The sequence below is a fragment of the Paenibacillus allorhizoplanae genome (genome assembly GCF_927798215.1).
In the GTDB taxonomy this organism is placed as follows: Bacteria; Bacillota; Bacilli; order Paenibacillales; family NBRC-103111; genus Paenibacillus_E; species Paenibacillus_E allorhizoplanae.
This window is the reverse complement of sequence record NZ_CAKMMW010000006.1, coordinates 64,797-86,960: the sequence shown is the minus strand read 5'-3', so window position 1 is coordinate 86,960 and position 22,164 is coordinate 64,797. Positions and strand designations below refer to the sequence as shown.

General features: G+C 42.9%; 23 protein-coding genes. 6 read left to right on the top strand and 17 right to left on the bottom strand.

Annotated features, from left to right (window positions below; all coding sequences use genetic code 11):
* Positions 1 to 4: 4 nt before the first annotated feature.
* From bshC to L6I86_RS12520, 9 genes are all read right to left on the bottom strand, one after another.
* Complete coding sequence (gene bshC / locus L6I86_RS12560; protein ID WP_236287531.1) at positions 5 to 1,639, bottom strand: bacillithiol biosynthesis cysteine-adding enzyme BshC; 1,635 nt, start codon at positions 1,637 to 1,639, stop codon at positions 5 to 7.
* Between the two features lie 157 nt (positions 1,640 to 1,796).
* A complete protein-coding gene (locus tag L6I86_RS12555) occupies positions 1,797 to 2,771 on the bottom strand; it encodes an ABC transporter ATP-binding protein (RefSeq protein ID WP_056609662.1) in 975 nt (324 codons plus the stop codon).
* Positions 2,764 to 3,798, bottom strand: coding sequence for an ABC transporter ATP-binding protein (locus L6I86_RS12550; RefSeq protein WP_236287528.1), 1,035 nt, complete (start codon positions 3,796 to 3,798; stop codon positions 2,764 to 2,766). The genes L6I86_RS12555 and L6I86_RS12550 overlap by 8 nt, the downstream gene beginning before the upstream one ends.
* 16 nt (positions 3,799 to 3,814) lie before the next feature.
* A complete protein-coding gene (locus L6I86_RS12545) occupies positions 3,815 to 4,747 on the bottom strand; it encodes an ABC transporter permease (RefSeq protein ID WP_056609666.1) in 933 nt (310 codons plus the stop codon).
* Between the two features lie 3 nt (positions 4,748 to 4,750).
* A complete protein-coding gene (locus tag L6I86_RS12540; RefSeq protein WP_236287527.1) occupies positions 4,751 to 5,683 on the bottom strand; it encodes an ABC transporter permease in 933 nt (310 codons plus the stop codon).
* Positions 5,684 to 5,781: 98 nt separating this feature from the next.
* Positions 5,782 to 7,464, bottom strand: coding sequence for a peptide ABC transporter substrate-binding protein (locus L6I86_RS12535; protein WP_236287525.1), 1,683 nt, complete (start codon positions 7,462 to 7,464; stop codon positions 5,782 to 5,784).
* Positions 7,465 to 7,853: 389 nt separating this feature from the next.
* Positions 7,854 to 8,213, bottom strand: a complete 360-nt coding sequence (locus L6I86_RS12530; RefSeq protein WP_056610116.1) for a DUF3397 domain-containing protein — start codon at positions 8,211 to 8,213, stop codon at positions 7,854 to 7,856.
* A 55-nt stretch (positions 8,214 to 8,268) separates the two neighbouring features.
* A complete protein-coding gene (locus tag L6I86_RS12525) occupies positions 8,269 to 9,222 on the bottom strand; it encodes a ketopantoate reductase family protein (RefSeq protein WP_236287523.1) in 954 nt (317 codons plus the stop codon).
* A gap of 102 nt (positions 9,223 to 9,324) precedes the next feature.
* Positions 9,325 to 9,978 carry an RsfA family transcriptional regulator gene (locus L6I86_RS12520; RefSeq protein ID WP_236287521.1) on the bottom strand — a complete coding sequence of 218 codons (654 nt, stop codon included), beginning with the start codon at positions 9,976 to 9,978 and terminating at the stop codon, positions 9,325 to 9,327.
* 389 nt (positions 9,979 to 10,367) lie between these two features.
* On the opposite strand from L6I86_RS12520, the gene L6I86_RS12515 reads away from it, so the two are divergent.
* Entirely contained in the window at positions 10,368 to 10,598 is a 231-nt protein-coding gene (locus L6I86_RS12515; protein WP_029196536.1) for a DUF2626 domain-containing protein, read from the top strand.
* A gap of 32 nt (positions 10,599 to 10,630) precedes the next feature.
* On the opposite strand, the gene L6I86_RS12510 is transcribed toward L6I86_RS12515, so the two are convergent.
* Entirely contained in the window at positions 10,631 to 11,761 is a 1,131-nt protein-coding gene (locus L6I86_RS12510) for a class I SAM-dependent methyltransferase (RefSeq protein WP_236287519.1), read from the bottom strand.
* A gap of 90 nt (positions 11,762 to 11,851) precedes the next feature.
* On the opposite strand from L6I86_RS12510, the gene L6I86_RS12505 reads away from it, so the two are divergent.
* The 3 genes from L6I86_RS12505 to L6I86_RS12495 all read left to right on the top strand — a co-directional run bounded on the left by L6I86_RS12505 (position 11,852) and on the right by L6I86_RS12495 (position 14,548).
* Positions 11,852 to 12,820 carry a hypothetical protein gene (locus L6I86_RS12505; RefSeq protein WP_236287518.1) on the top strand — a complete coding sequence of 323 codons (969 nt, stop codon included), beginning with the start codon at positions 11,852 to 11,854 and terminating at the stop codon, positions 12,818 to 12,820.
* 100 nt (positions 12,821 to 12,920) lie between these two features.
* Positions 12,921 to 14,018, top strand: a complete 1,098-nt coding sequence (locus L6I86_RS12500; RefSeq protein ID WP_236287517.1) for a hypothetical protein — start codon at positions 12,921 to 12,923, stop codon at positions 14,016 to 14,018.
* 41 nt (positions 14,019 to 14,059) lie between these two features.
* Positions 14,060 to 14,548: a hypothetical protein gene (locus L6I86_RS12495; RefSeq protein ID WP_236287515.1), complete on the top strand. Its 489-nt coding sequence runs from the start codon at positions 14,060 to 14,062 to the stop codon at positions 14,546 to 14,548.
* 45 nt (positions 14,549 to 14,593) lie between these two features.
* Here the strand turns inward: L6I86_RS12495 and L6I86_RS12490 are convergent, their stop codons facing one another.
* Complete coding sequence (locus L6I86_RS12490; protein WP_056609685.1) at positions 14,594 to 15,925, bottom strand: PhoH family protein; 1,332 nt, start codon at positions 15,923 to 15,925, stop codon at positions 14,594 to 14,596.
* 113 nt (positions 15,926 to 16,038) lie between these two features.
* On the opposite strand from L6I86_RS12490, the gene L6I86_RS12485 reads away from it, so the two are divergent.
* A complete protein-coding gene (locus L6I86_RS12485) occupies positions 16,039 to 16,587 on the top strand; it encodes a YhcN/YlaJ family sporulation lipoprotein (protein WP_236287513.1) in 549 nt (182 codons plus the stop codon).
* A gap of 40 nt (positions 16,588 to 16,627) precedes the next feature.
* Here L6I86_RS12485 and L6I86_RS12480 read toward each other — a convergent pair whose 3' ends face one another.
* The 6 genes from L6I86_RS12480 to L6I86_RS12455 all read right to left on the bottom strand — a co-directional run bounded on the left by L6I86_RS12480 (position 16,628) and on the right by L6I86_RS12455 (position 20,648).
* Entirely contained in the window at positions 16,628 to 16,771 is a 144-nt protein-coding gene (locus L6I86_RS12480) for a hypothetical protein (protein ID WP_171635279.1), read from the bottom strand.
* Positions 16,772 to 16,956: 185 nt separating this feature from the next.
* The gene (locus L6I86_RS12475; protein ID WP_236287511.1) at positions 16,957 to 17,238 is read right to left on the bottom strand and encodes a hypothetical protein; all 282 of its coding nucleotides are present in this window, start codon (positions 17,236 to 17,238) and stop codon (positions 16,957 to 16,959) included.
* A gap of 1 nt (position 17,239) precedes the next feature.
* The gene (locus L6I86_RS12470) at positions 17,240 to 17,677 is read right to left on the bottom strand and encodes a hypothetical protein (protein WP_236287510.1); all 438 of its coding nucleotides are present in this window, start codon (positions 17,675 to 17,677) and stop codon (positions 17,240 to 17,242) included.
* Between the two features lie 26 nt (positions 17,678 to 17,703).
* Positions 17,704 to 17,979 (bottom strand): YlaH-like family protein, encoded by a 276-nt coding sequence (locus L6I86_RS12465; protein ID WP_056610118.1) that lies wholly within the window; start codon positions 17,977 to 17,979, stop codon positions 17,704 to 17,706.
* Between the two features lie 264 nt (positions 17,980 to 18,243).
* A complete protein-coding gene (gene typA, locus L6I86_RS12460; RefSeq protein ID WP_056609692.1) occupies positions 18,244 to 20,085 on the bottom strand; it encodes a translational GTPase TypA in 1,842 nt (613 codons plus the stop codon).
* 164 nt (positions 20,086 to 20,249) lie between these two features.
* Positions 20,250 to 20,648, bottom strand: a complete 399-nt coding sequence (locus tag L6I86_RS12455) for a hypothetical protein (protein ID WP_236287508.1) — start codon at positions 20,646 to 20,648, stop codon at positions 20,250 to 20,252.
* Positions 20,649 to 20,949: 301 nt separating this feature from the next.
* On the opposite strand from L6I86_RS12455, the gene L6I86_RS12450 reads away from it, so the two are divergent.
* Positions 20,950 to 22,155, top strand: coding sequence for an MFS transporter (locus L6I86_RS12450; protein ID WP_236287506.1), 1,206 nt, complete (start codon positions 20,950 to 20,952; stop codon positions 22,153 to 22,155).
* Positions 22,156 to 22,164: the final 9 nt, after the last annotated feature.

The following is a 22,164-nucleotide window of genomic DNA, read 5'->3' as shown; positions in this document are numbered from 1 at the left end:
CCTCCTACAGATAATAGATACGATGCATGCCGTCTACAGGTATTGGCGTCTCAAGTAAATGATGCAGCCAAACATTCCCATAACGATTCAGATAAGCACACCCATTATACACTCTTTCTTGGGGCTTTGCTAACGGAAAAATAGTAAGTCGAACACGGTCCAACTGCCGGATTGCTGCATCGAATTGCGTATGTGACGCTTCGCTTGCCTTATGATGCAAATAATCAATTTGTTCCACAATTTTAGCCAGATTCGTATCTCCAAGCTTTTTGACACCAGGATTAATACTACTGAGAGACTCCACAAGGGGAGCGTAGGCGCTAAGGAAGGACTCCTTAACAGCTTCAAACCGTTCGTTGAGCTGAAGTGTATCTTGCGCATCCAACCAGGCTTGTTTCTTCTCATCAAAGCGTTCCAGAACGTCTGTCAAAGTCAGCTCGTATTTGTCCATCTGTTTCTTTATCGTACCCTCAATCAAGGTAAACTCCAAGCGCGGCACCACAATCGGCATACGCATATGAAAATGCTCGAACGCTTGCTTCGTCAGCGCCCAGTAAGCAATTTCCCCAGGGCCAAGCACTGTCGCCAGAACCGGAAATAGATATTCCTGCATAAGCGGCCGAGACATGACATTATTGCTCAACTGTTCAGGTGCCGACATCGCTTTATCACGAAGTTCAGCCTTCGTGTAACTAACCGTATTTTTCTTATCCGTAAAGTGCTCTCCCTCACGATGAAGCAGCAATCTCGCACCTTCGGCAAAAACGAAGAGGTTCGCAGCATCCTCATGAATTTCCGCTTGAATCCCATAACCCGATTGACTGACTTCAGCTTGACTGCGCAGTAAGGAAGCGGTAAATGACTCATTTTGCACTACCATTCGCTCAAACATAGATGACTCTAATGCTCGAACCGAAGGCTCATCCGCATCGATCAATACAAGGCCATACTCGCCAAACAACATCGCCATCCAACGAGCAAATGCATCTGAAAGCGTCGCGCCATCTCCTGCAGCTGAACGCATTTTATCTATCAAGGACGCTTTGAATTCTGTATCCATTAACGATTGATCCAACTTATTCAATGCCTCTTCCCACGCTTCAGAGGACAGTGGCAGGCGACTCACGGACGTCCTTACACCAGTTGGATGCTCCACCTTCAGCTTCTCAATCTGCTGCGTATTCGAAAGAACATGGACGTGATTGACTTCATCGAAGTCGTGATCCTCACCAGCGATCCAGAAAATCGGAACGACTGCGCGTTGCAGCTTAGTACGCCATTCCCGCGCCAATTGAATAATCGTGATGGCCTTATAAAGGATCATCAACTGCCCGCCAAACAATCCCGCTTGTTGACCGCCAACAATCGCTAGCGTTTGCTGATCGCCTAAAGCTGCGATATGCGCGAGAGCCGCATCTGTATTCCCTACACGTCGATTGTAGGCTTCTAGCACCCCTACAAGCCGTTCACGCCCGACATGGGGAGCATCCTTAGCTCCGTCCAGCCAATTCACACGAGCTTGCCAATCTTCCGCGTTTCCAAAATGATAAGGGAACAATGACTTCGCGTTACCTTTACCTGTTATATAATCTTCCGCTAATGTCTGATTTTTCTTCCATTGAAAAGTTTCCATTTGCATATGCGACTAGTGTCTCCTCTTCATAACAAATAAAACAACTATCCTTTGATTGTACACGGTAGCCCTGAAATCGTCAAAACTGTATTTTTTCTAATTACAATTATGTAAAGGTTAAGACAATGAGGAAAAGCCGCCCCTTACGGGACGGCTAGATTTATTAGTATAGATGACAAGCAACAAAGTGATTCGGTTCCACTTCTTTACTAGGCGGCATGGAATCTGCACACTTCGCCATCGCTTGTGGACAGCGTGTACGGAATGGGCAACCACTAGGCGGGTTAAGCGGACTCGGTACATCGCCTTGAAGGATAATACGCTCGCGTGTACGCTCAACTTCTGGATCCGGAATTGGAATCGCGGAAAGCAGCGATTGTGTATATGGATGTAACGGCTTCGCATATAAGGCATCAGAAGTTGTTACTTCTACTAGATTCCCTAAATACATAACCCCGATACGGTCGGAGATGTGCTTAACCATCGCCAAATCATGCGCGATAAACAAATACGTTAAGCCCATTTCTTTTTGTAATCTTTTGAAAAGATTAACGACTTGTGCCTGAACGGAAACGTCCAAAGCAGAAATCGGCTCATCCGCGATAATGAATTTCGGCTCAATCGCAAGTGCACGAGCAATTCCGATACGTTGACGTTGACCACCGGAGAATTCATGCGGGAATCGGCTAGCATGCTCATCATTCAAACCAACTGCACGAAGTAATTCCATAACACGTTCTTTACGCTTTGCACCTTTGTATAAGCCATGGATATCAATACCTTCAGCAATGATATTCCCGACAGTCATACGCGGGTTCAGGGATGCGTAAGGATCTTGGAATACCATTTGCATATTCCGGTTGAATTCCTTCAACTTCTTCCCAGTCAGCTTATGAACATCTTCGCCATCGAAAATGACTTCGCCTTCCGTCGCATCATAAAGCTTAATGATGGTTCTTCCTGCTGTTGATTTACCACAACCGGATTCCCCAACAAGACCAAACGTTTCACCACGTTTAATTTCTATAGAAAAGTTGTCTACGGCTTTCAAGATCTTGCCGTTTCCAAGATTGAAATGTTTCTTCATATTGCGAATTTGCAAAATTGGTTGCTCAGACTTAGCCAATGTTTTAGACATGTCGATTACCTCCCACTCCTACAGGACGTTCAACCTTCGGCGCATCCGGGTGAAGTAACCAGCAAGCCGCTGAATGTGTTTCAGACAGCACGGAATGTGCCGGATCTTCTTCCAGACAGTGATTCATCGCATATGGACATCTAGCTGCGAAGGCACACCCTTTCGGTGGAGCGAACAAATCTGGCGGTGTACCTGGAATCGGTACAAGCTCTTCATTCGCGTTCGTATCCAACCGCGGCACTGAACGAAGCAAGCCCCATGTATATGGATGCTGCGGCTCATAGAATATTTCATCTACGGTACCTTGTTCAATAATTTTTCCTGCATACATAACCACAACGCGCCCTGCCATATCAGCAACAACACCAAGATCATGCGTAATCAAGATAATGGATGAGTCCGTTTCAACAGAGATCTTCTTCATCAAATCAATAATTTGCGCCTGAATGGTTACGTCTAGCGCTGTTGTTGGCTCATCTGCAATCAGAAGCTTAGGCGAACAAGCAAGAGCAATCGCGATCATAACGCGTTGACGCATACCACCGGAAAGTTCGTGTGGATATTGATGAATACGACCCTCAGGCGAGTTGATCCCAACAAGCTTTAGAATTTCGATAGCTCTATCTCTTGCAGCACTTTTACTTAAACCTTCGTGTTTGATCAAACCTTCCGTGATCTGATCACCGATTTTCATCGTCGGATTCAATGAAGTCATTGGATCCTGGAAAATCATACCCATTTCTGAGCCACGAATTTTCTCCATTTGCTTGTTGGAAAGTTTGGTAATGTCCACTTTCCCATCAAACATGATAGAGCCGCTTTTTATATAACTAGGCGGAGTAGGAATTAAACGCATGAGCGTTTGTGCCGTTACGGATTTACCGCAGCCGGATTCACCTACAATCGCCAACACTTCACCTTTTTTCAAAGAAAAAGATACGCCGCGAACAGCTTGAACTTCACCCGCATAAGTCTGGAATGAAACTCTCAAATCTTTCACTTCTAGCAAATTGTCTTTGGTGCTCATCATTATTCACCCCTTCTTACTTGCGCATTTTTGGATCTAGCGCATCACGAAGCCCATCGCCGAGTAGATTGAAGCTTAACAAGATTAAGCTGAACACAATTGTCGGGAAAATAAGGCGATGCGGATATAACCGAATATAGTTAGCACCGTCTGACAGCAAATTACCTAGCGATGCCAGCGGCGGCTTTACACCAAGACCGATAAAGCTCAAGAATGCTTCAGTAAAGATCGCAGATGGCACAACGAATGTGATCTGTACAATGATTATACCAAGCGCATTTGGGATTAGACTACGCATAATTATTCTCATGGGAGAAGCACCCAGTGTACGGGAAGCCAATACGAACTCTTGTTCTTTGAGTGTAAGCATCTGCCCACGAACAAGCCGCGCCATAGGTACCCACCCTGTAATACTATAGGCGATAATAATGGAAGAAACCCCTGAGCCAATAACCATGATCAATAGAATGGCAATCAACAAGAAAGGAATTGCGTAGACAATCTCAATGGAACGTTGCATCACTTCATCAACTTTCCCACCGTAATACGCGGAAATCCCACCGTAAATAACACCAACTACTAAGTCAATCAATGCCGCCGTAATACCAATAAATAGAGAGATTCGAGTACCCCACCATACACGCGTCCACACATCTCGACCGAAATCATCTGTTCCAAAGAAGTGCGAACTGCTTGGCACCGCATTTTTAAGCTTTAAATTTTGCGTCTGATAATCGTAGCTTGAAACAAATGGAACGATAATCGAAAGTACGATTAAAGTTACCAATATAATTAAGCCAGCCATAGCCAGTCTATTTTTCTTAAGTCGTCTCCATGCGTCCTGCCAATAATTAAGTGAAGGTCGTACAATTACTTCACCAGTTAGAGATTTATTTGAAACGGGAGCAAACTTGTAGTTAGTCTCTGTTGATTCATTTGGAGTTTGCATGAATTATTTCCCGCCTTTCCCAAGACGAATTCTAGGGTCTACTAAGCCATACACAACGTCTGTAATAAAGATAACGACAATCAATATTGCTGAGTAAAAGATAGTTAATCCAGAAATCATCGTATAATCATTCGAATATACAGATGACACAAAATGTTTACCCAAACCTGGTACACTAAAAATTTGTTCAACAACTAACGTACCTGTGATGACGTTTACAAATATTGGACCGATAATCGTGATAACCGGTAATATCGCATTACGAATTGTATGCTTAACTACAACTGTTATAGTTGACAAACCTTTTGATTTCGCTGTTTTAATATAATCTTGATTCAAAACGTCTAACATGGACGTACGCATTAACCGCGCCAAAATCGCAATTGTACCGAAGGACAAAGCAATAGCTGGCAATACCTTGTATTCTGGACCTTTCCATAAACCAGCAGGCAAAATCCCCCACTTTACACCTACATAATAAGAAAGCATAGGCCCAAGCACGAAGGACGGAATGGATACACCTAGGATCGCAATGAACATAGCTGTATAATCGCCAGCTTTGTTATGTTTCAAGGCTGCAATAATCCCTAAAGTTAAACCAACAACAATTGCGATTACAATTGAAATTAATCCAAGTTCTAAGGATGAAGGAAAAGCTTGTTTGATAATATCAGTTACTTTGTGAGCAGGGAATTGAAAGGAAGCTCCTAGATCGCCATGGATGATATTGTTCATGAATGTCAGGTACTGTTCCCATAGCGGCTTATCTAGACCGTATTGCTTCATCAACATATCTCTTGTAGCTTTCGGAATCTTCTCAGCGCCTTCTCCTAGTGGATTACCTGGCAAGTTTTTCATCAGTACGAAAGTAAATGTTGCAATTAGCCATAATGTAATAAGCGCATATAGGAAACGGCGAAGAATGAACTTAATCATATTGCTCCTCCTTTATTAAAATATAAGACAAGAAAGTTAGAAGAGGCCGCTCCCACGAGGTGCGAACGGCCCCTTCTGCTCTAAACTACTTTTAAAGATTACTTAACTGAAGCCCATTTCAATTCCCATTCTTGTCCAAACGAAGGAAGAATCAAACCGTTAATTGACGCTTTTTTCAGGTACGCACGAGTACGGAAGTACAATGGAGCTACACCTTGATCATCCATAAGGATTTTCTCAGCTTCAACCAAAGCTTTAGCACGTTTCGTAGTATCTGTTTCTGTTTGAGCGGACTTCACAAGTTTATCGTACTCTGGGTTGCTGTAGTCACCTTCATCAAACTCGCCGCCAGTTACCCACATATCCAAGAACGTCATTGGATCGTTGTAATCTGCGCCCCATAGGGAAAGAACGATGTCGAAATCTTTTTTGGAGGAAAGCTCAATACGCAATGCGTGAGGAACTGGGTTCGCTTCAGCTACGTAACCAAGGTTTTGCTTCCATTGTGCAAGGATGAACTCAAGTGATTTTTTCGCAGTTTCTGTATCATCCGCGTTCACTTTCATTTTTGGAAGTGCTGTTAGACCAAGCTCTTTCAAACCTTCAGCAAGCAAAGTTTTTGCTTTAGCAGCATCGAACTTCGGTTGTGTTTCACCAGCTGTTTTACGGAATTCACCGCCAGCACCGTCAGAAGTACCACCTGGTACTAGACCAGTGGAAGCAACGGAACCGTTAGCAAGAACTGTATCTACATAAGCTTGACGATCGATTGCCATACCAAGCGCTTGACGAATTTTTTTGTTCGCAAGAGCTGGTTGTTTCTTCACTTGGTACATCAAGTAGGAGTTCGTCAACTCTGGTTTAGGCAGGTTGTCCGGTTTACCTTTGTACAAAGTAAGTTGATCACGATTGATTTCAGTCAAATCAGCCGCATCTGTTTCATATAGGTTAAGGCCTGTATTTGTGTCTTTAACGATATTGACTGTTGCTTTTGTTAACTTCACATTTGCAGCATCCCAATATTTTTCATTTTTAACAAGCTCAAGTGTTTGGCCATGATCCCATTTACTCAAAATAAATGGACCTGCACCGATTACTTTGTCAGCTTCTGCGCCATATTTGTCGCCAGCTTTCGTTACGAAATCTTCGCGTTGTGGCAAGAAAGTTCCGAATGCAAGCATTTGTGTAAAGAATGCAACCGGTTTTTCAAGTGTGATTTCTAGTTTTTTGTCGCCTAGAACTTTAACTCCTAGAGCGTCTTGCGCTTTTTTCACTTCTTCAGGAGTTTTAGCTTTAGTAACAGCTTCTCCACCTTTAATCCATGCTACTACAAAGCTATATTGCCCTTTTGTAGCTGGATCCAATGTACGTTTGAAGGAATAAGCAAAATCTTGTGCTTTAACCGGTGTACCATCTGACCAGTTCGCATTGTCACGAATGTCGATTGTGTAAGTTAGACCATCTGCAGAAATTTTAGGGAAATCTTTTGCAAGACCTGGAGTTGCTTTACCGTCTTTATCTGTACGGTATAGACCTTCGTTAAATGCGCTAATAAATGTAAAAGCAGCATTCGCTGTAGCTTTGGAGCTATCCATAACAGGAGGCTCTGCCGAGAAATTGATTTTAATTTCTTGAGGTTTGTTGGAAGCTGGTGCTGTTGTACCTTTTGTACCATCAGTTGGTGATACCGCTGGTGTTTCCTCACTTTTACCACAACCAACTGCTACGCTACCCATAAGCGTTAATGCTACTGCTGTAGTAACCCACTTTGTCGCTTTCATATAAACTCCTCCTTTAAAATATGTATGTCTAGACATCTATGGTTAGGTGATTTGTCAGCTTTTCTAACATTAGCATTACACCTTTAACCCGGAGAACAATGAAACCGCTTCTTTAATGTTATATTATATCCCTCGAACCTCTGGTAAAAAAATTTACTAGAGTCTACGCAAGGAATTATAACATAAACGATGAGTTTGTCCATAATTAATTTACCTCTGTCTAAATAACTGGTAAAAAAATTTACTCTCACGGTTTTTAATTATACAACCAACGGTTAATAAAATCTAGACGATTTTGTTTGTTATTTTCTACAAATCTCAAATAAATATTACAAAGATCCGCTTAATTAATGCCCATAAAATCCAAAATCAGGTAACCACAAAGAGATTCATGTTGAAAAAAGGTAGTTTTTACCTATATGAACAAAAAATAACAGAATATATAATGCCGATAAGCCTACAAAGCTAAGACGCCATACCAGCCTGCCTACTTTGATTAAATTAGTTTCCCCTTTCAAATGATTTTGATAACCCCCAATAATACCAAATGCAATTAATAAGATTAGGACAATTAACCAAAAACCAAATTGGGTATGAAAAAGTTTGTTCCACATCAAGGATACGGATCCTAGCAGAAACAAAGTTGTGATATCCATAGTAAACCTCGTGGTCATCTTCTTATCCTTCAGAAATAGAAAGATGAGAAACCATACTAAAACAAACGTGATAAATGGCGCTACAGCCAACATGGCATATAAGGTAGATAATAGACTAACGAAACTATTCAACAAAAAGTTTCACCTCTTAATTTTCTATCGCTTTAATCATTCTATATACCATGCTATTTGCAGGTAGATCGAGGCCCAATTCATTGCCCATCTTTACTAAACTGCCATTTAAATAGTCAATTTCCGTATGACGCGAAGCCTCAATATCTTGCAACATAGAGGAATGATTCGTCTTTGTCGCTTCGCAAACAGCCTGAACGGTATCCCATAAGTCAATCGGAAGCTCAATTCCTTTGGCAGCAGCCAATCGAAGCACTTCTTGATAAAGTTCTTGCATAAGTGAAAGGGCCCATGCTGAACGTAGCAATTCACCATTTTGAACACGTAGAATGGCTGTGAGTGGGTTGATGACCGCATTGATGACTAATTTAGTCCAGATTCTAACTTCCATATTTTTCGACAATTCCGCACGAAATCCTGCTAACTCCAGCAACTGCACAATGAAAATTTGTTGATGATTTGTGACAGCAAGATTCTTCGGTTCTAACTCCCCCAAATAGGTGATTCCATGCCCTGTTTGTTTAACGGATGTAGGCCCAATTCGCTTAGCCCCTTCTGTTGTAATGGCAAATAATAGCTTATCCCACCCGATGGCTTGGCTTAATTTCACTTCATGACCAACACCATTCTGAAAGCATATCAAGTAGGTGTGACGCGTCATTTTGCTTTGAATATAAGTGATAAGTTCTGGTGAGATTGCCGTCTGTTTCACCATAAGGAAGATATAATCGACTTCCCGCGCAACTGGGGCCATACTTCCACTAATCTCCTCAGAATAGCTTTGAAATACAATCGACTTCGCAAGCTTCGTCTCTAGTGACTCTGTCCCAACGAGTTGGATGCCGTGCTCCGCCAATTCTCTAGCTTGTCCTTCAGATCTTGTTACTAATGTTAATTGCGAACAATTCGGGGCAAGCTGAGCAGCAAAAAGAAGACCAAGAGAGCCAGCACCGATGATCATGATATGCATGCAATAACCACCTTTATTCATGTATCCACTATTATACAGCAAAAAAGCCACAGACCAAGGCTCCCCTTGATTTGCAGCTTTTCATTTTAAGTCATCTAAAGATTACTCGACTCTTTCCAAATTACCATTTGCATCCATTTTGAAGCGCGGCTTCTCTTCTTCCTCTTCCTCTACAAGGAAGGCCATTTTTCTGGCACGGTCCATGATTTGAATAAGCGCTTTATAATCATCATTTACAACGCGATAATCGGTTTCAACTTCATTCACTTGTTTATTCAGCTTATTATTTTCTCTGCCAAGTCTATCGAGTTCGTCCTCTTTCTCCTGCAGTTCTTTTTCCAACGTTTTAATATGACGATTCATATCCTGATAGGTACTGCGCCATTGCCGTAAGAAACGAATGACTGCATCAATAGATAGCGTTTCTTCAGTAAACACTTCATTCTTGCCAGTAGATACATCTGGACTATCCAGTAAACCAATGGAAGAAGATCCGGAAATGGAAACAGGGGCATGCTTTTTCAGCTGTGTCCGTTTCTGACGCTGTGCTTTCGCAATTTGAATGGCTGCTTCATATTTCTTCCGTACAAAGCTGTTCCAGCGAAATCCGCACGCGGCCGCGGTTCGTCCAATGCGCTCCCCAACTTCTTCAAACGCAGATAATTGTGTACTTCCTTCTCGGATATGACGCAATGTCAACTCCGCTAAAATTAAGTCGTCTTCATCGCTCCAAGCATCTTGTCTAATTGCCGACATAAGGCCAAACCTCCTAACAAATTATAGGGATCTTTGGTCGGAGAGCAAAGTCTCTCCTTTTCGGGAGCTTCGATTCCTGATCAAATTCTCTCCTACCTGCGGATACATCATAAAGAAGAATCAATTAGTCAGACAGGTATCAATTGATTCGTTGCCATTATTACTATTTCTATGCCCGTACTAGAGTTCATAGAATCTATTTGATACTAAATGGTATTGCCAAATTTTTTGACCCTCATACATGGGATTCGTATAAAAAGACATACTACGTCTATATGATGAAATGTTTTCAATTTCGTCACCGTTTGACGGTTTACACCACTTGGATCAAACGGTATAATGTGTTGTAGTTATTGTGCAACGTGGTACGAGAGGGGGATGTAACGAGAATGGATCGCATGTTTCGGGTTCTAGGTTTTTGGACACTTGTTATCGCACTAATGAGCTTAGCTGGCGATATGATACCTATGTCTCTGATTTTCTTTTTTCAAACTGCCGTATTCGTCATTCTAGGCTATATGCGCTTGTCAGAACGTACTTACATATTGCTGTTCTGGGGATACATGATTATCTCCTTCAGCGGATTTACGTATTGGTCATTTTTCAAAATGTCCGTCTAACGCAGATAACGAGCAAAAAGGTGAATCGGCAATTATGCCGGTTCACCTTTTTTAATGGCAATAAACACTTTAAACAATTCACTCATTCCATCACTTAACAGTAATTGTCGAATCGAACGATTTCTTTTGGACACTTCACTAAATGGATTCGGATCAAAATGATTTTGCAATTTATCCAAAATGCCCTGCTCAACCAAGAACTGACGTTGTGTTTGAAACACATACGGCTCAAACCCTGCGGAAACCGCAGCCTTTTGACATAAGCTAAAATTAACATGTGCCGTGATGTCCTGTTCACCTGGGTCGATAAAAGGATTATCGTGCGCTTCGTGCTTACGATAGCACATTAATGTTCCCTGATGCCGATGTGAGGCGTACAGTTCCTCCTCCACATCACCATAATCAATTGCCATAACGCACCCGCTTAGCATCCGTCCCGAAAGTCGAACATACCAATCTACTGCCTCTAGATTCAATTCACTAATCTGACCGTCTTGCCATTGAACTTCTAATGCAGTTAGATAGTCTAATATGCGTCCAGACCCAAGAGGTAACCAGATCTCTTGCAAATGAGGCGCTTGCTCCTGCCAGATCACAAACGATTCATGGAAGGCCACATCTTTGTATTGCAGACGATGAATCGGGAAGGCATCCAGCAACTCATTGGCCAATACATACACATGATCGCTCGGAGGCTCACTTAACCAAGCTGTATCATCCACAAAACGAATTCGATCCACATGTTCAACAAGCCTTTCTTGTTGCAATTGGCGGTGATAGGCACTCGATTCAATTAGCGTATACGTTAAACGTTCATATAGATCGGGTGCAGCAAGCCTCATTTCATCAAGCAACTGGCGTGCCATTCGCCCATTGCCTCCCCCCCATTCAACAATTTCAAAATGAGGAGGCAGATTGGATTGCGTTCGTAGATGGTTATAAATGAAAGAAGCAACCATTTCACCCATTACAGTTCCTATGGAAGAGCTGGTATAGAAATCTCCTTGTTTACCTATTTTTATTTGATCTTTTCGGTAATAACCGACTGTATCGTGGTATAAGCATATCTCCATATAGTCGCGAAAGGATATTCTTTGATCTAGTGTCGAGCAAATATGTTCCTTCAGTGCAGCGGCAACGCTAGCAGGCTCTAGTTGATTCACGATTGTAAAACCCCCAGTTCTTTACTTACAGACAAATGAGTAGGAAACCCTTATAATGATAAAGGATTATGGAAGGAGAGACAGCCCAGCATGACAAAAAAGTGGATTACCCTAACAGCGATAACGGCAATTGGCCTAGTCTCGTTGACCGCTTGCACAGACAATACGCAAGTTAAAGAAGCATTTCAACAATCTGTAAACAAACAATCGGAATTGAAATCTTATACGTTCGATGGAAGCACGACTCTCGCGATCAGTGATGGTTTAATGAAATCAGCAAATCCTCTTACCAACGGGTTGTTATCTTTGATCAGAGAGAGCACGATTACGTGGAAGGGTATTAGCCAGGTAGACCCGCTCCAATATCAGTCAGACTTACGTATAACGCCTAAGGGATCTACTTCCCCCGTCGATATACCAATTCTCATTAAAGATAGCAAATTGTATTTTAATATGCCAGCCTTAAATAAGACAGCTGATGAGTTTTATGCCATAGATTTACAAAAAATGAGCAGCACACCGGCTAGTCCATTAACGGCAGACACGTTGAAAAATACACCTCAAGTTTCCACCGCGCTTACGAAATTGATTTTCGAAGGATTGGATGCGAAGTGGTTTAAGCAAGCCAAAGATCCTATTAAACTAACTGACGGGTTCACAGCTAAATCGATTCAAGTTGATCTGACTACCAAAAATGTAAAAGAAATAAATACGCAATTCCAAGCCAAATTACCAGAGTTCATTGGCACCTTACAAACAAATGGTTTACTAACAGCTGATAAAGCTGAAGCACTCAAGAAAAATGGGATGGCTTCTATAGCGCTGAAAGCACCAAGCAGCATGAAGATCGCGATAGATGATCAAGGCTTTATTCGTGATCAGACGCTCGATATCACGTTCTCTGTAACGCTAGATGGCAAAGTCCTCGATAATCACATTATCCTCCATCAAACCACTGATGCGATTAATCAAGGCACACCTCTGACAAAGGAAATTCCTGCTAAAGTGAAGAGTTTTGATGATATTCTAAAACTCTTAACACCAGCTTCCAAAAAATAGGAACAAGGTTAAATACTTACCTTTCCCCAAAGGTAAGTATTTTTTTGTGCTTCATTTAATAGAAATATGATAATCTATTCATAGGGGGAGAATACCATCAATGAATTCAAAAAAACTCACAGCCTTGCTGTTGTCCATTGTTTTGCTCATGCAAATCACATTGCCTTCTGGAGGCGCTCTGGCCGAAGAAACGACATCAACACAAGATGAAGCTAAGGAACTGCTCCAGAAAGGGCTAACTATTTTCGAAATCGATAAAGAGGTTGCTCGTCTTAACGAGCAGGATGCCAAAATTGGTGAGCAAATTAAACAGAATGAACAAGATATCGTAAAGCAAAGCGGTAATGTGGATGCAACTCGCAAGCATGCAGGCAAAGTGCTTCGAGCGTATTATACAGGAGATCGAGACTCGATCTGGATGCTTCTCTTCGCGGCAAACTCCTTTACCGACGTCTTGCGGATGTTCGAATACTTACAGATGATCATCACGAATGACCATCGCTCACTAGCGCAATTCACGGATTCCTTTCAGAAGCTCACTAAGTTACAAACGGAATTAGCGAATTCTCGGACTGAGCTTCAGAATACCAAAACTAAATTCCTTGAGCAGCGAGAGCGGCTTGTCAAGCTTCAAGAAGAGTTGGACAAACAGCTGGCTGTCAGTGCACAAGCTCAGGTTATTGCAACCCAAATCAAGAGTTTAAATGATCAATGGAAGCAAGAAGGCTTGCCTTTGGCCAGAGATTATCTGGACAATTTATCTTTGGCTTTCCGCGAACTGCCACAATTTCTAATGTCAGATAGTAAATATATTAGCATCACATCTACAACACCAGTTGTCAATCTGACGGACACAGATTTCAATACGTATCTTCACTCGAAAAGCGAGCTTCTGAAGACGTTGAATTTTGAATTCAAAGACGGAGCCATGGTCGCGACCGGCAAAAAAGGTGAGTTGCAGATTTCCATACAAGGGAACTTCGTCCTTCTCACGAACGCAGAGAACTTGAATGAAGTCCGCTTTGTTGTTGATAATCTTGAATTTAATAGCTTCAAGTTGCCAGATACGACCATTGCAGACTTTACGAAGGAATTTTCATTAGGTTTTGTACCGAAAAAAGTCGTAAGCTACCTCGATGTGATCAGTGTTGAAACCAAAAAAGGCGTGGCAGTTGTTAAACTCAAATTATCTCTGTAAACTAGTAGGGATAATGCATGGAAAAGTGAGGAACAACAAAAATGGAATCTAAAATTGGTCTAATGATGGATCTACCCGACGGAAAAATACCTGGCTTCTATGCCCAAATCGTCAAAGCGCTTGCCGGCAAAGTCGAGTTATTCGATCGCGATAAAGAAATGCTGATTGTAAGTAACGAAGAGCAACAACGTGCCGCGCTTGATGTCATGGCCCATTTTAATATCGAGACTTCTATAATGGAGCTCCGTTTGCTAGCTGAAGAAGCAGGATTAACGGATTTGTTCAGTGACTACGGGTTCACTAGTCGTGCAGAACATAACTATTTATACGATAAAATCGTGATCCCTTTCCGCTTCACTGCGAATAGTCCCGCTGCCGAGGTTGATCAAGCAGTCCTTCAGGTTGAAGAGCATCTCATCGCCCAGTACAAAGAAGGTGACCACGACGTGTACGTCGTTGATCGGCAACTCGAAGAGCTCATGCACGGAATTGCCAAAGCTTATCGCTGCAGCATCGAAATTCTTCGTTAAATGCAGCAAAAAAGCCCACATCGGCTGATGTGGGCTTTTCTCTATTTAGAGCAAATCTGCAGCCAATTGAGCCAGATGCGAGCGTTCGCCGCGTTCTAATGTGATATGTCCGCTTATGCCTTCCTGTTTAAAGCGCTCTACCACATACGTAAGCCCATTGCTTGATGCATCTAGGTATGGATGGTCAATTTGATCCGGATCACCGAGGAGAACGATTTTACTGCCCTCTCCAACACGCGATACGATCGTTTTCACTTCGTGTTTCGAGAGGTTCTGTGCTTCATCGATAATAATGAATTGCCCAGGTATGGAACGTCCGCGAATATACGTTAACGCCTCCACTTGAATACTACCTAGACCGGCAAGTATCTTTTCAATATCACCTGGTTTTTTGGTATCGAATAAGTATTCCAAATTATCATAGATCGGCTGCATCCAAGGGCGCAGCTTTTCATCTTTTTCACCAGGCAGGTAACCGATATCCTTGCCCATCGGAACGACCGGACGAGCAATTAACAATTTTTTATATTTACGATCATCCTCAATTTTCATTAGCCCCGCAGCTAACGTAAGCAGCGTTTTACCTGTACCCGCTTTCCCAGTTAGGGTGACGAGCGGGATATCGTCATTGAGCAGAAGCTCAAGAGCCATTCGCTGCTGCGCATTGCGCGCGGCAATTCCCCAGATGGGATCATTACTCATGTAAAGCGGCTCAAGTTTTTTGGCATCTGGTGTAACTTTGAGCAGTGCGGACTTGGAAGAGCCCAGCTCATCGCGCAGGATTACGAATTCGTGCGGGTGCAGCATATAGCTCAAATTAAGTGATGTCACGGTCAAGAAGCGATACGAATAGAACTCATCAATGATCGAAGGATGAACAAAGAGCGTGATATAACCAGTATACATATCGGTTTGAGCCACAATCCGATCTGTTAAGTAATCCTGTGCCGGAATACCCAGTACATCCGCCTTAATTCGAACCAACGTATCTTTACTGACAATAACGACAGGTCTAGCTACATCATTTTCTTGTTCTTCCAAATGGTAATTAAGGGCAACTGCTAGAATGCGATTGTCGTTCGTTAACTCAGCAAACGTATCTTGCAGTTTCGCAAAGCTGCGATGGTTAAGCTCCACTTTAATGCTGCCGCCATGTCCAAGTGTAATGCCGTCGGATAAATTGCCTTTGGCTCTTAATCCGTCTAGTAGTCTCGAGACATGTCTAGCATTGCGACCGATTTCATCCGCATTTCGTTTCTTAGAATCGATTTCTTCCAACACCACGGCGGGTATGACCACTTCATTATCTTCAAATGCGAATAAAGCATTGGGATCCTGAAGCAGTACATTGGTATCTAACACGTAAATTTTTTTCATTGGTGTGTCCCCTCCCAGATTTGGCGTTAGATCATTGGTTATATTCATACATACAACCTAACCGTACAGGACAAACTAAACGCGAGATTCAAGGAAAGAAGGGAACGATTCTGGTGAGACTAATATACGTATGCGGACTGATACTGATCCTCGCGGTAGGCTGCAGTCAAGCGCCGAAAAGTGGTGCCCCCTCTCAAGATACGAATCAAAAACAAGTAAAAGTTCAACAAATTGCTCCGCAAAAGCTAGAAATTAAAGATTCTAAGGCAGTTGCAGCGCATTTGGAAAACCTAGCAATGGGTATCCCGCAGGTTGAAAGCGCACATTGCGTCGTCTTCGGCAATACAGCTGTCGTAGGCATTAACATTAAGAAGGAACTTGATCGAGCCAAAGTCGGAACTATTAAATATTCGGTGGCTGAGGCACTCAAGAAGGATCCTTATGGTGTCAATGCAATCGTGACAGCTGATATGGATTTAGATCAACGCTTACGCAACATCCGGGATAACATTCAAGCAGGAAGACCTATACAAGGCTTTGCAGAACAAATGGCTGATATCGTTGGTCGTGTGATGCCACAACTGCCACGAGATATCCGCAATGATCCAGACATCGATAACGCAGGTCCCAATGGGAATAGCCCCCAGGTTCCAGCCCGATAAATCGCTGAAGATGACAAAAAGCCTGCCTGCATACGCAGATCTAGGCTTTTTTTATCGCATCAAAAACTTGGCCGAGTGAAAAAAGGGCATCTCGGCTCTCACAAGCTTTCGCATATTCAGCTTTATTCATCATGTGGGCGCTATCTATCCATTGCATCGGTGCAGCTGTTAGAAGTTCAGCCATATCGTTTGCGCCTCCTACTAGGTGGTTGAAAACGCTCCTTACACTTACAGTATAGCATAGCGAGTGCCAAGCGTTCCACCATTATGTATCTATTTTCAAATCAACAGGCACTCCTTATTGCCCAGATATATTAAAGTGTACGTTGATTTGTTAAAGTTATGTCCTTAATTCACAGCGTTAAACCGCTATTGATTATTGTAGATGGGATTCGAGTTGATATCATCCAACAGCTTTTCCGCACTCTCGCGGTCGAAACAATGTTTATGATATTCCCCTTCATGGGCATAGCCAATCCATATTTTCATTGGATCTTCAATAGGCAGCACTTCAAGATTACTAACCCCGTGATCTTCGACTAAAATAAGTGCAAAAAAATCCAATGTATCTTTCGCAGCTTCATCCTCAGGACGAGCCTGGGACACAATATGCATTTGCAGCCAATTGAAAAAAGCATCCCCTAGCTTCATCTCAGCGTCCATCCTCTCTTAGTAACACAATATCATAACCGGCGTCTAACCAATCCAACCATTGTTTGATCCACACGGTATGCATACCATTGCTAGCTTCCCTATGTTCATCCATTGCCATTAGCAGTGCCTTCGACTCCCGCCTAGTCAACAAACGGTCCAGAAAGGCTTCTGCGCAGTGCGAAAGATGAAATGGCTCACCATCAAATACAAGGTTACCTTCATTCGTTAAATCTAATTCTACGAGGTCTGATCCACATATCTCTTCATCATCACTCAGCAGGAGGCTCGCTTTAAACATCTGCAGCAAGCGAGGATGTTGTTGGCCAGCAAGCTGGCGGAACGATTCGAATTCTGCGTCAGGCATGCAACTCATGCGCCCTGCTCCCAACACGAGCGGCGAATAACTGAGAATAGGTGTTAACCAATATCGCGTCATTAGGCATGAGCTCCTTACTCGTTAAATTAAGTCGGCCTTTTGCCGGTTCTTTTTTCAATGAAATAACGAATTCTCACCATGAACATTAGAGAGATCGCTACGGCCAAACAAAGTACAATAGGCAAGCCTACGATTTGGAAGACGAGGAGCATCACGGAACCGATTGCTAGCAGCACATAGATTAGAGCCGTTTTGAGTACAGGCAGTTTGCGTGTACGAAACACTTTATTGTACACATAGGACATGAAAACAAAGATTAATAGATACGTGATCAAGAGGTGATTGGCAAACCATTCATTCAGGGCAGTCAACGAACATACACTCCTTTTCATTAATAGGTTAAGTCGTCTAAGGTAAGTCATTCCTCATTATCCCTCAAAACGCCAATGATATAAACTTCTATCGAAGTAATTCGAGGATGAGCGACCGCGTTTTATATGTAGTTTTTATCGCCAATAAAAATTTGTTCTTCCAAGTACCGGAAAATTAATACATTCTTATGCGGTAAAATAAAGGGAAATGCGGCTAGAAAGCTCACATTTCCCTTTATTCGAATACTTTGTGAATTAAACGTTAGCTTCCGCTGTTTTGCGGTGCTTCTCAGCACGCTCGCGCTCGCTTTTGTTCAAAATCTTTTTACGGATACGAACCGATTTCGGTGTAATTTCACAATACTCATCATCATTCAAGTACTCAAGAGCTTGCTCCAAAGAGTACGAGCGAGGTGTTTTCATTTTTACTGTTTCTTCTTTATTTGCCGAACGAATGTTGTTTACTGCTTTTTCTTTACAAATGTTAACGATGATATCATTATCACGTGTATGCTCACCAACAACCATACCTTCGTAAACTTCTGTTTGCGGATGAACGAACAAGATACCGCGATCTTCGACAGAAAGAATTCCGTATAGTGTAGACACGCCGGATTCACTAGAAACGAGTACGCCTTCGTGACGTCCGCCAACGCCTGCTCCTTGGTATGGACCATAGCTGTCAAAAGCATGGTTCATAATTCCGTAGCCGCGAGTAAGCGTTAGGAAGTTCGTTCTGTAACCGATCAAACCGCGCGCTGGGATCTTGAACTCTAGACGAACGTTACCGCTGCCGTTGTTAATCATGTTGACCATTTCAGCTTTGCGAGAACCTAAGCTCTCCATAACGGAACCCATACTATCTTCTGGAACGTCGATGATCAAATGCTCAATCGGCTCCATTTTTTGTCCGTCGATTTGACGAATGATAACTTCTGGTTTGGAAACTTGCAATTCAAAGCCTTCACGACGCATGTTTTCAATCAGAATCCCTAGGTGAAGCTCACCGCGGCCTGATACAACGAATGCATCCGGGCTGTCTGTATCTTCAACGCGCAAGGAAACGTCTGTTTCAAGCTCTTTGTATAGACGCTCACGGATTTTACGGGACGTAACCCATTTACCTTCACGACCCGCGAATGGCGAGTTATTAACGATAAATGTCATTTGAAGTGTTGGCTCATCGATTTTCAATACTGGCAATGCTTCTGGGTTCGCAGGATCTGCTACCGTTTCACCAATGTTAATATCTTTGATCCCTGCAATGGCAATGATGTCCCCTGCAGCCGCTTCTTCAATTTCAATACGCTTCAAACCACTGAACCCGAAAAGCTTCTCGATTCTAGCTTGTTTTTGTCCGCCTTCACGAGTCATAACCGTAACTGTCTGACCTTGACGAATTTTACCACGGTTCACACGGCCTACACCGATACGACCCAAGTACTCATTGTAATCCATCAATGTAACTAGGAATTGTAGAGGTTGCTCAACATCTTCCGTTGGAGCTGGAATGTGCTGAACGACTGTTTCATAAATAGCTTCCATGTTATCATCTTGTTTCTCTGGATCAAGACTTGAAGTCCCTTGCAGTGCGGATGCATATACAACGTGGAAATCTAGTTGCTCGTCAGTAGCACCAAGCTCGATGAACAAGTCAAGAACTTCGTCAACAACTTCTTGTGGACGAGCGTTCGGACGGTCAATTTTGTTTACGACAACAACTGGAGATAGGTTGCTCTCAAGTGCTTTACGTAGAACGAATTTCGTTTGTGGCATTGTACCTTCGAAAGCATCTACAACCAACAATACGCCGTCTACCATTTTCATGATACGTTCAACTTCTCCACCGAAGTCAGCATGTCCTGGTGTATCTACAATGTTAATCAAGTAATCTTTATAGTTAATCGCCGTATTTTTGGCAAGGATGGTAATACCGCGCTCTCTCTCTAGATCATTGGAGTCCATCGCTCTTTCTTGGATAGCTTCGTTATCGCGGAATGTTCCGGATTGTTGAAGCAATTTATCTACGAGTGTTGTTTTACCGTGGTCAACGTGTGCGATAATGGCAATGTTGCGAATCTTGTCTCTTGCATGCATGAATGTCAAACCCTCTCTACCCTATAATTTTCGTCTCTGTTCATAAAACAAGCGTCGGACATAAGCGCCGACGCTTGACATTTACCCTTAGTATACGCAGTTTCTCGACATTATGCAAGACAAAAGGCACACTTAACAAAACTTTTAACTGGAAAGAAGCAAGTTCACCACAATCTTCGCTTTCGGAAAATCATGGAAAGTCCAACAACAACAAGGATCAAAGCGATTACATAAATCCCTAGTTTGACTAATAAAGTCAAAGCAAAAAGCGCTGCCGAAATGATTCCTAACACCATAGCTGCGATCCAAATACCACGATCACTCCCCCGATCAAACAAGTGGAGTTCATATAAACCAATTGCAGGACCTAATATGAAACCTGGCCAAATATAGGCCATAGAGCCCCAACCAAATAAGTTGCAAAAGAAAAACATAAGGGCATATACGGTTAAAATGCCGCCAGGAACGAGAACGCCCGCTGGTAATCGACGGTTGAAATACAACAAATGAAAGAGCAGTCCAGGCACGAGTAATACAAGCGGCCAAAAAAAGGATATCAACAACTGGAAGACTCCCAATTTGCCTAGCAACAACAAGACAGCCAAGCCAATAAATACAATACCAATGGAGTAGCTATTTCTAGCGATACGAATCCCTCCTCAAATGGGCATAGGTTGAATAAGGTAATCGGCTCATTAATCGACACCCTTCAACAAATATTTTAGCTCACATGGCATGAAATTGCTAGGTGTTTATAATGGACACAACTTTGCGTTTGATTCCAATTGACTGGGTATACTAAAGCTCGCAAAGAACCCATTTGCCCTGGCGAATGGTTTTCTGATGTTCAACTGGGGAGGTATCATGGAACGAACTCTTAGAAGTAACAAATCACAACGGAAACCACTTTGGACCAAAGCCTTTCTAATCACATCACTCGCAAATTTATTGCTTTTTTTTAGTTTTCAAATGCTGATCCCTACGATACCTACCCATCTTTCACAATTAGGTGGAGACAATATCCAGGTTGGACTTGTCATTGGGATCTTCACCATTTCCTCGCTCCTGACAAGGCCATTCGCAGGCAGAGCATTAGATCTTTTAGGAAGAAAACATGTTCTTCTAGTTGGTTTAGCGATTTGCGCATTTACGATTGCAGGTTATTCGTATATCGCAGCAGTTACACTAATTCTAGCAGCACGCTTTGTTCATGGCATCGGCTGGGGGTTGTCAACAACATCGCTCGGAACCGTAATAGCGGACATCATCCCTCCTGAACGCCGTGGTGAGGGGATGGGTTATTACGGGTTATCCAACACTTTGGCCATGGCTCTCGGACCGTTAACGGGCCTCTGGGTCATGCAGTCCATTGGGTTTTCTTATGTACTTTTAATCTCAACCATTCTTGCGCTATTATCTTTGTTTAGCTCGCTTTTCATTACATATCCGAAGCCCCTTCTATCCGTGATCCCACGTCAGCGACCTCGTTTTGTCGATCGTCTATGGGAACAGAGCGCGCTCCTCCCCTCTGCCCTGCTACTCTGCAGCGCAATCTGTTATGGAGGAATCGTGACCTTCATTACCTTGTTCGGCTTAGAAGCAGGTATCCCCAATGTGGGTTTATTCTTCTTATGCAATGCCAGTATGGTTCTACTCGTTCGCCCCCTAACAGGGGTTCTCTTTGATCGTAAAGGACCAGAGTGGGTACTGCTTCCTGGAGCAGCATTCACGATTACTGGTCTAATATTGCTTTCGTATGCACACTCCAATACTAGCCTTGCTATTGCGGCCTTATGCTATGGCGTTGGGTTTGGCTCCATACAACCTGCTCTGCAGGCGTGGACAATCCAGCGTTCTTCCCCTGACCGTCGAGGTGCCGCTAATGGAACCTTCTTCTCAGCCAACGATCTAGGCATTGGATTAGGCGCCATGGCGCTAGGGGCCCTCGCTAACTGGAGTGGCAGTTATGCCATGATGTATCGGTATTCCACAGCATTAATTATCCTTTTCCTCTTGATCTATGGCTGGTCCTTCTGGGCTTTCACTTGGCAAAAAAAAACAGCACACTGACCCATGGTC

Coding starts and splice junctions, on each gene's coding strand:
- L6I86_RS12540 (WP_236287527.1), bottom strand. CDS start 5,683: ATGATTAAGTTCATTCTTCGCCGTTTCCTATATGCGCTTATTACATTA.
- L6I86_RS12480 (WP_171635279.1), bottom strand. CDS start 16,771: ATGGCTGAACTTCTAACAGCTGCACCGATGCAATGGATAGATAGCGCC.
- L6I86_RS12505 (WP_236287518.1), top strand. CDS start 11,852: ATGACAAAAAAGTGGATTACCCTAACAGCGATAACGGCAATTGGCCTA.
- L6I86_RS12535 (WP_236287525.1), bottom strand. CDS start 7,464: ATGAAAGCGACAAAGTGGGTTACTACAGCAGTAGCATTAACGCTTATG.
- L6I86_RS12545 (WP_056609666.1), bottom strand. CDS start 4,747: ATGCAAACTCCAAATGAATCAACAGAGACTAACTACAAGTTTGCTCCC.
- L6I86_RS12525 (WP_236287523.1), bottom strand. CDS start 9,222: ATGCATATCATGATCATCGGTGCTGGCTCTCTTGGTCTTCTTTTTGCT.
- bshC (WP_236287531.1), bottom strand. CDS start 1,639: ATGCAAATGGAAACTTTTCAATGGAAGAAAAATCAGACATTAGCGGAA.
- typA (WP_056609692.1), bottom strand. CDS start 20,085: ATGCATGCAAGAGACAAGATTCGCAACATTGCCATTATCGCACACGTT.
- L6I86_RS12490 (WP_056609685.1), bottom strand. CDS start 15,925: ATGAAAAAAATTTACGTGTTAGATACCAATGTACTGCTTCAGGATCCC.
- L6I86_RS12500 (WP_236287517.1), top strand. CDS start 12,921: ATGAATTCAAAAAAACTCACAGCCTTGCTGTTGTCCATTGTTTTGCTC.
- L6I86_RS12555 (WP_056609662.1), bottom strand. CDS start 2,771: ATGTCTAAAACATTGGCTAAGTCTGAGCAACCAATTTTGCAAATTCGC.
- L6I86_RS12475 (WP_236287511.1), bottom strand. CDS start 17,238: ATGAAGCTAGGGGATGCTTTTTTCAATTGGCTGCAAATGCATATTGTG.
- L6I86_RS12515 (WP_029196536.1), top strand. CDS start 10,368: ATGGATCGCATGTTTCGGGTTCTAGGTTTTTGGACACTTGTTATCGCA.
- L6I86_RS12470 (WP_236287510.1), bottom strand. CDS start 17,677: ATGACGCGATATTGGTTAACACCTATTCTCAGTTATTCGCCGCTCGTG.
- L6I86_RS12450 (WP_236287506.1), top strand. CDS start 20,950: ATGGAACGAACTCTTAGAAGTAACAAATCACAACGGAAACCACTTTGG.
- L6I86_RS12550 (WP_236287528.1), bottom strand. CDS start 3,798: ATGAGCACCAAAGACAATTTGCTAGAAGTGAAAGATTTGAGAGTTTCA.
- L6I86_RS12520 (WP_236287521.1), bottom strand. CDS start 9,978: ATGTCGGCAATTAGACAAGATGCTTGGAGCGATGAAGACGACTTAATT.
- L6I86_RS12530 (WP_056610116.1), bottom strand. CDS start 8,213: ATGTTGGCTGTAGCGCCATTTATCACGTTTGTTTTAGTATGGTTTCTC.
- L6I86_RS12495 (WP_236287515.1), top strand. CDS start 14,060: ATGGAATCTAAAATTGGTCTAATGATGGATCTACCCGACGGAAAAATA.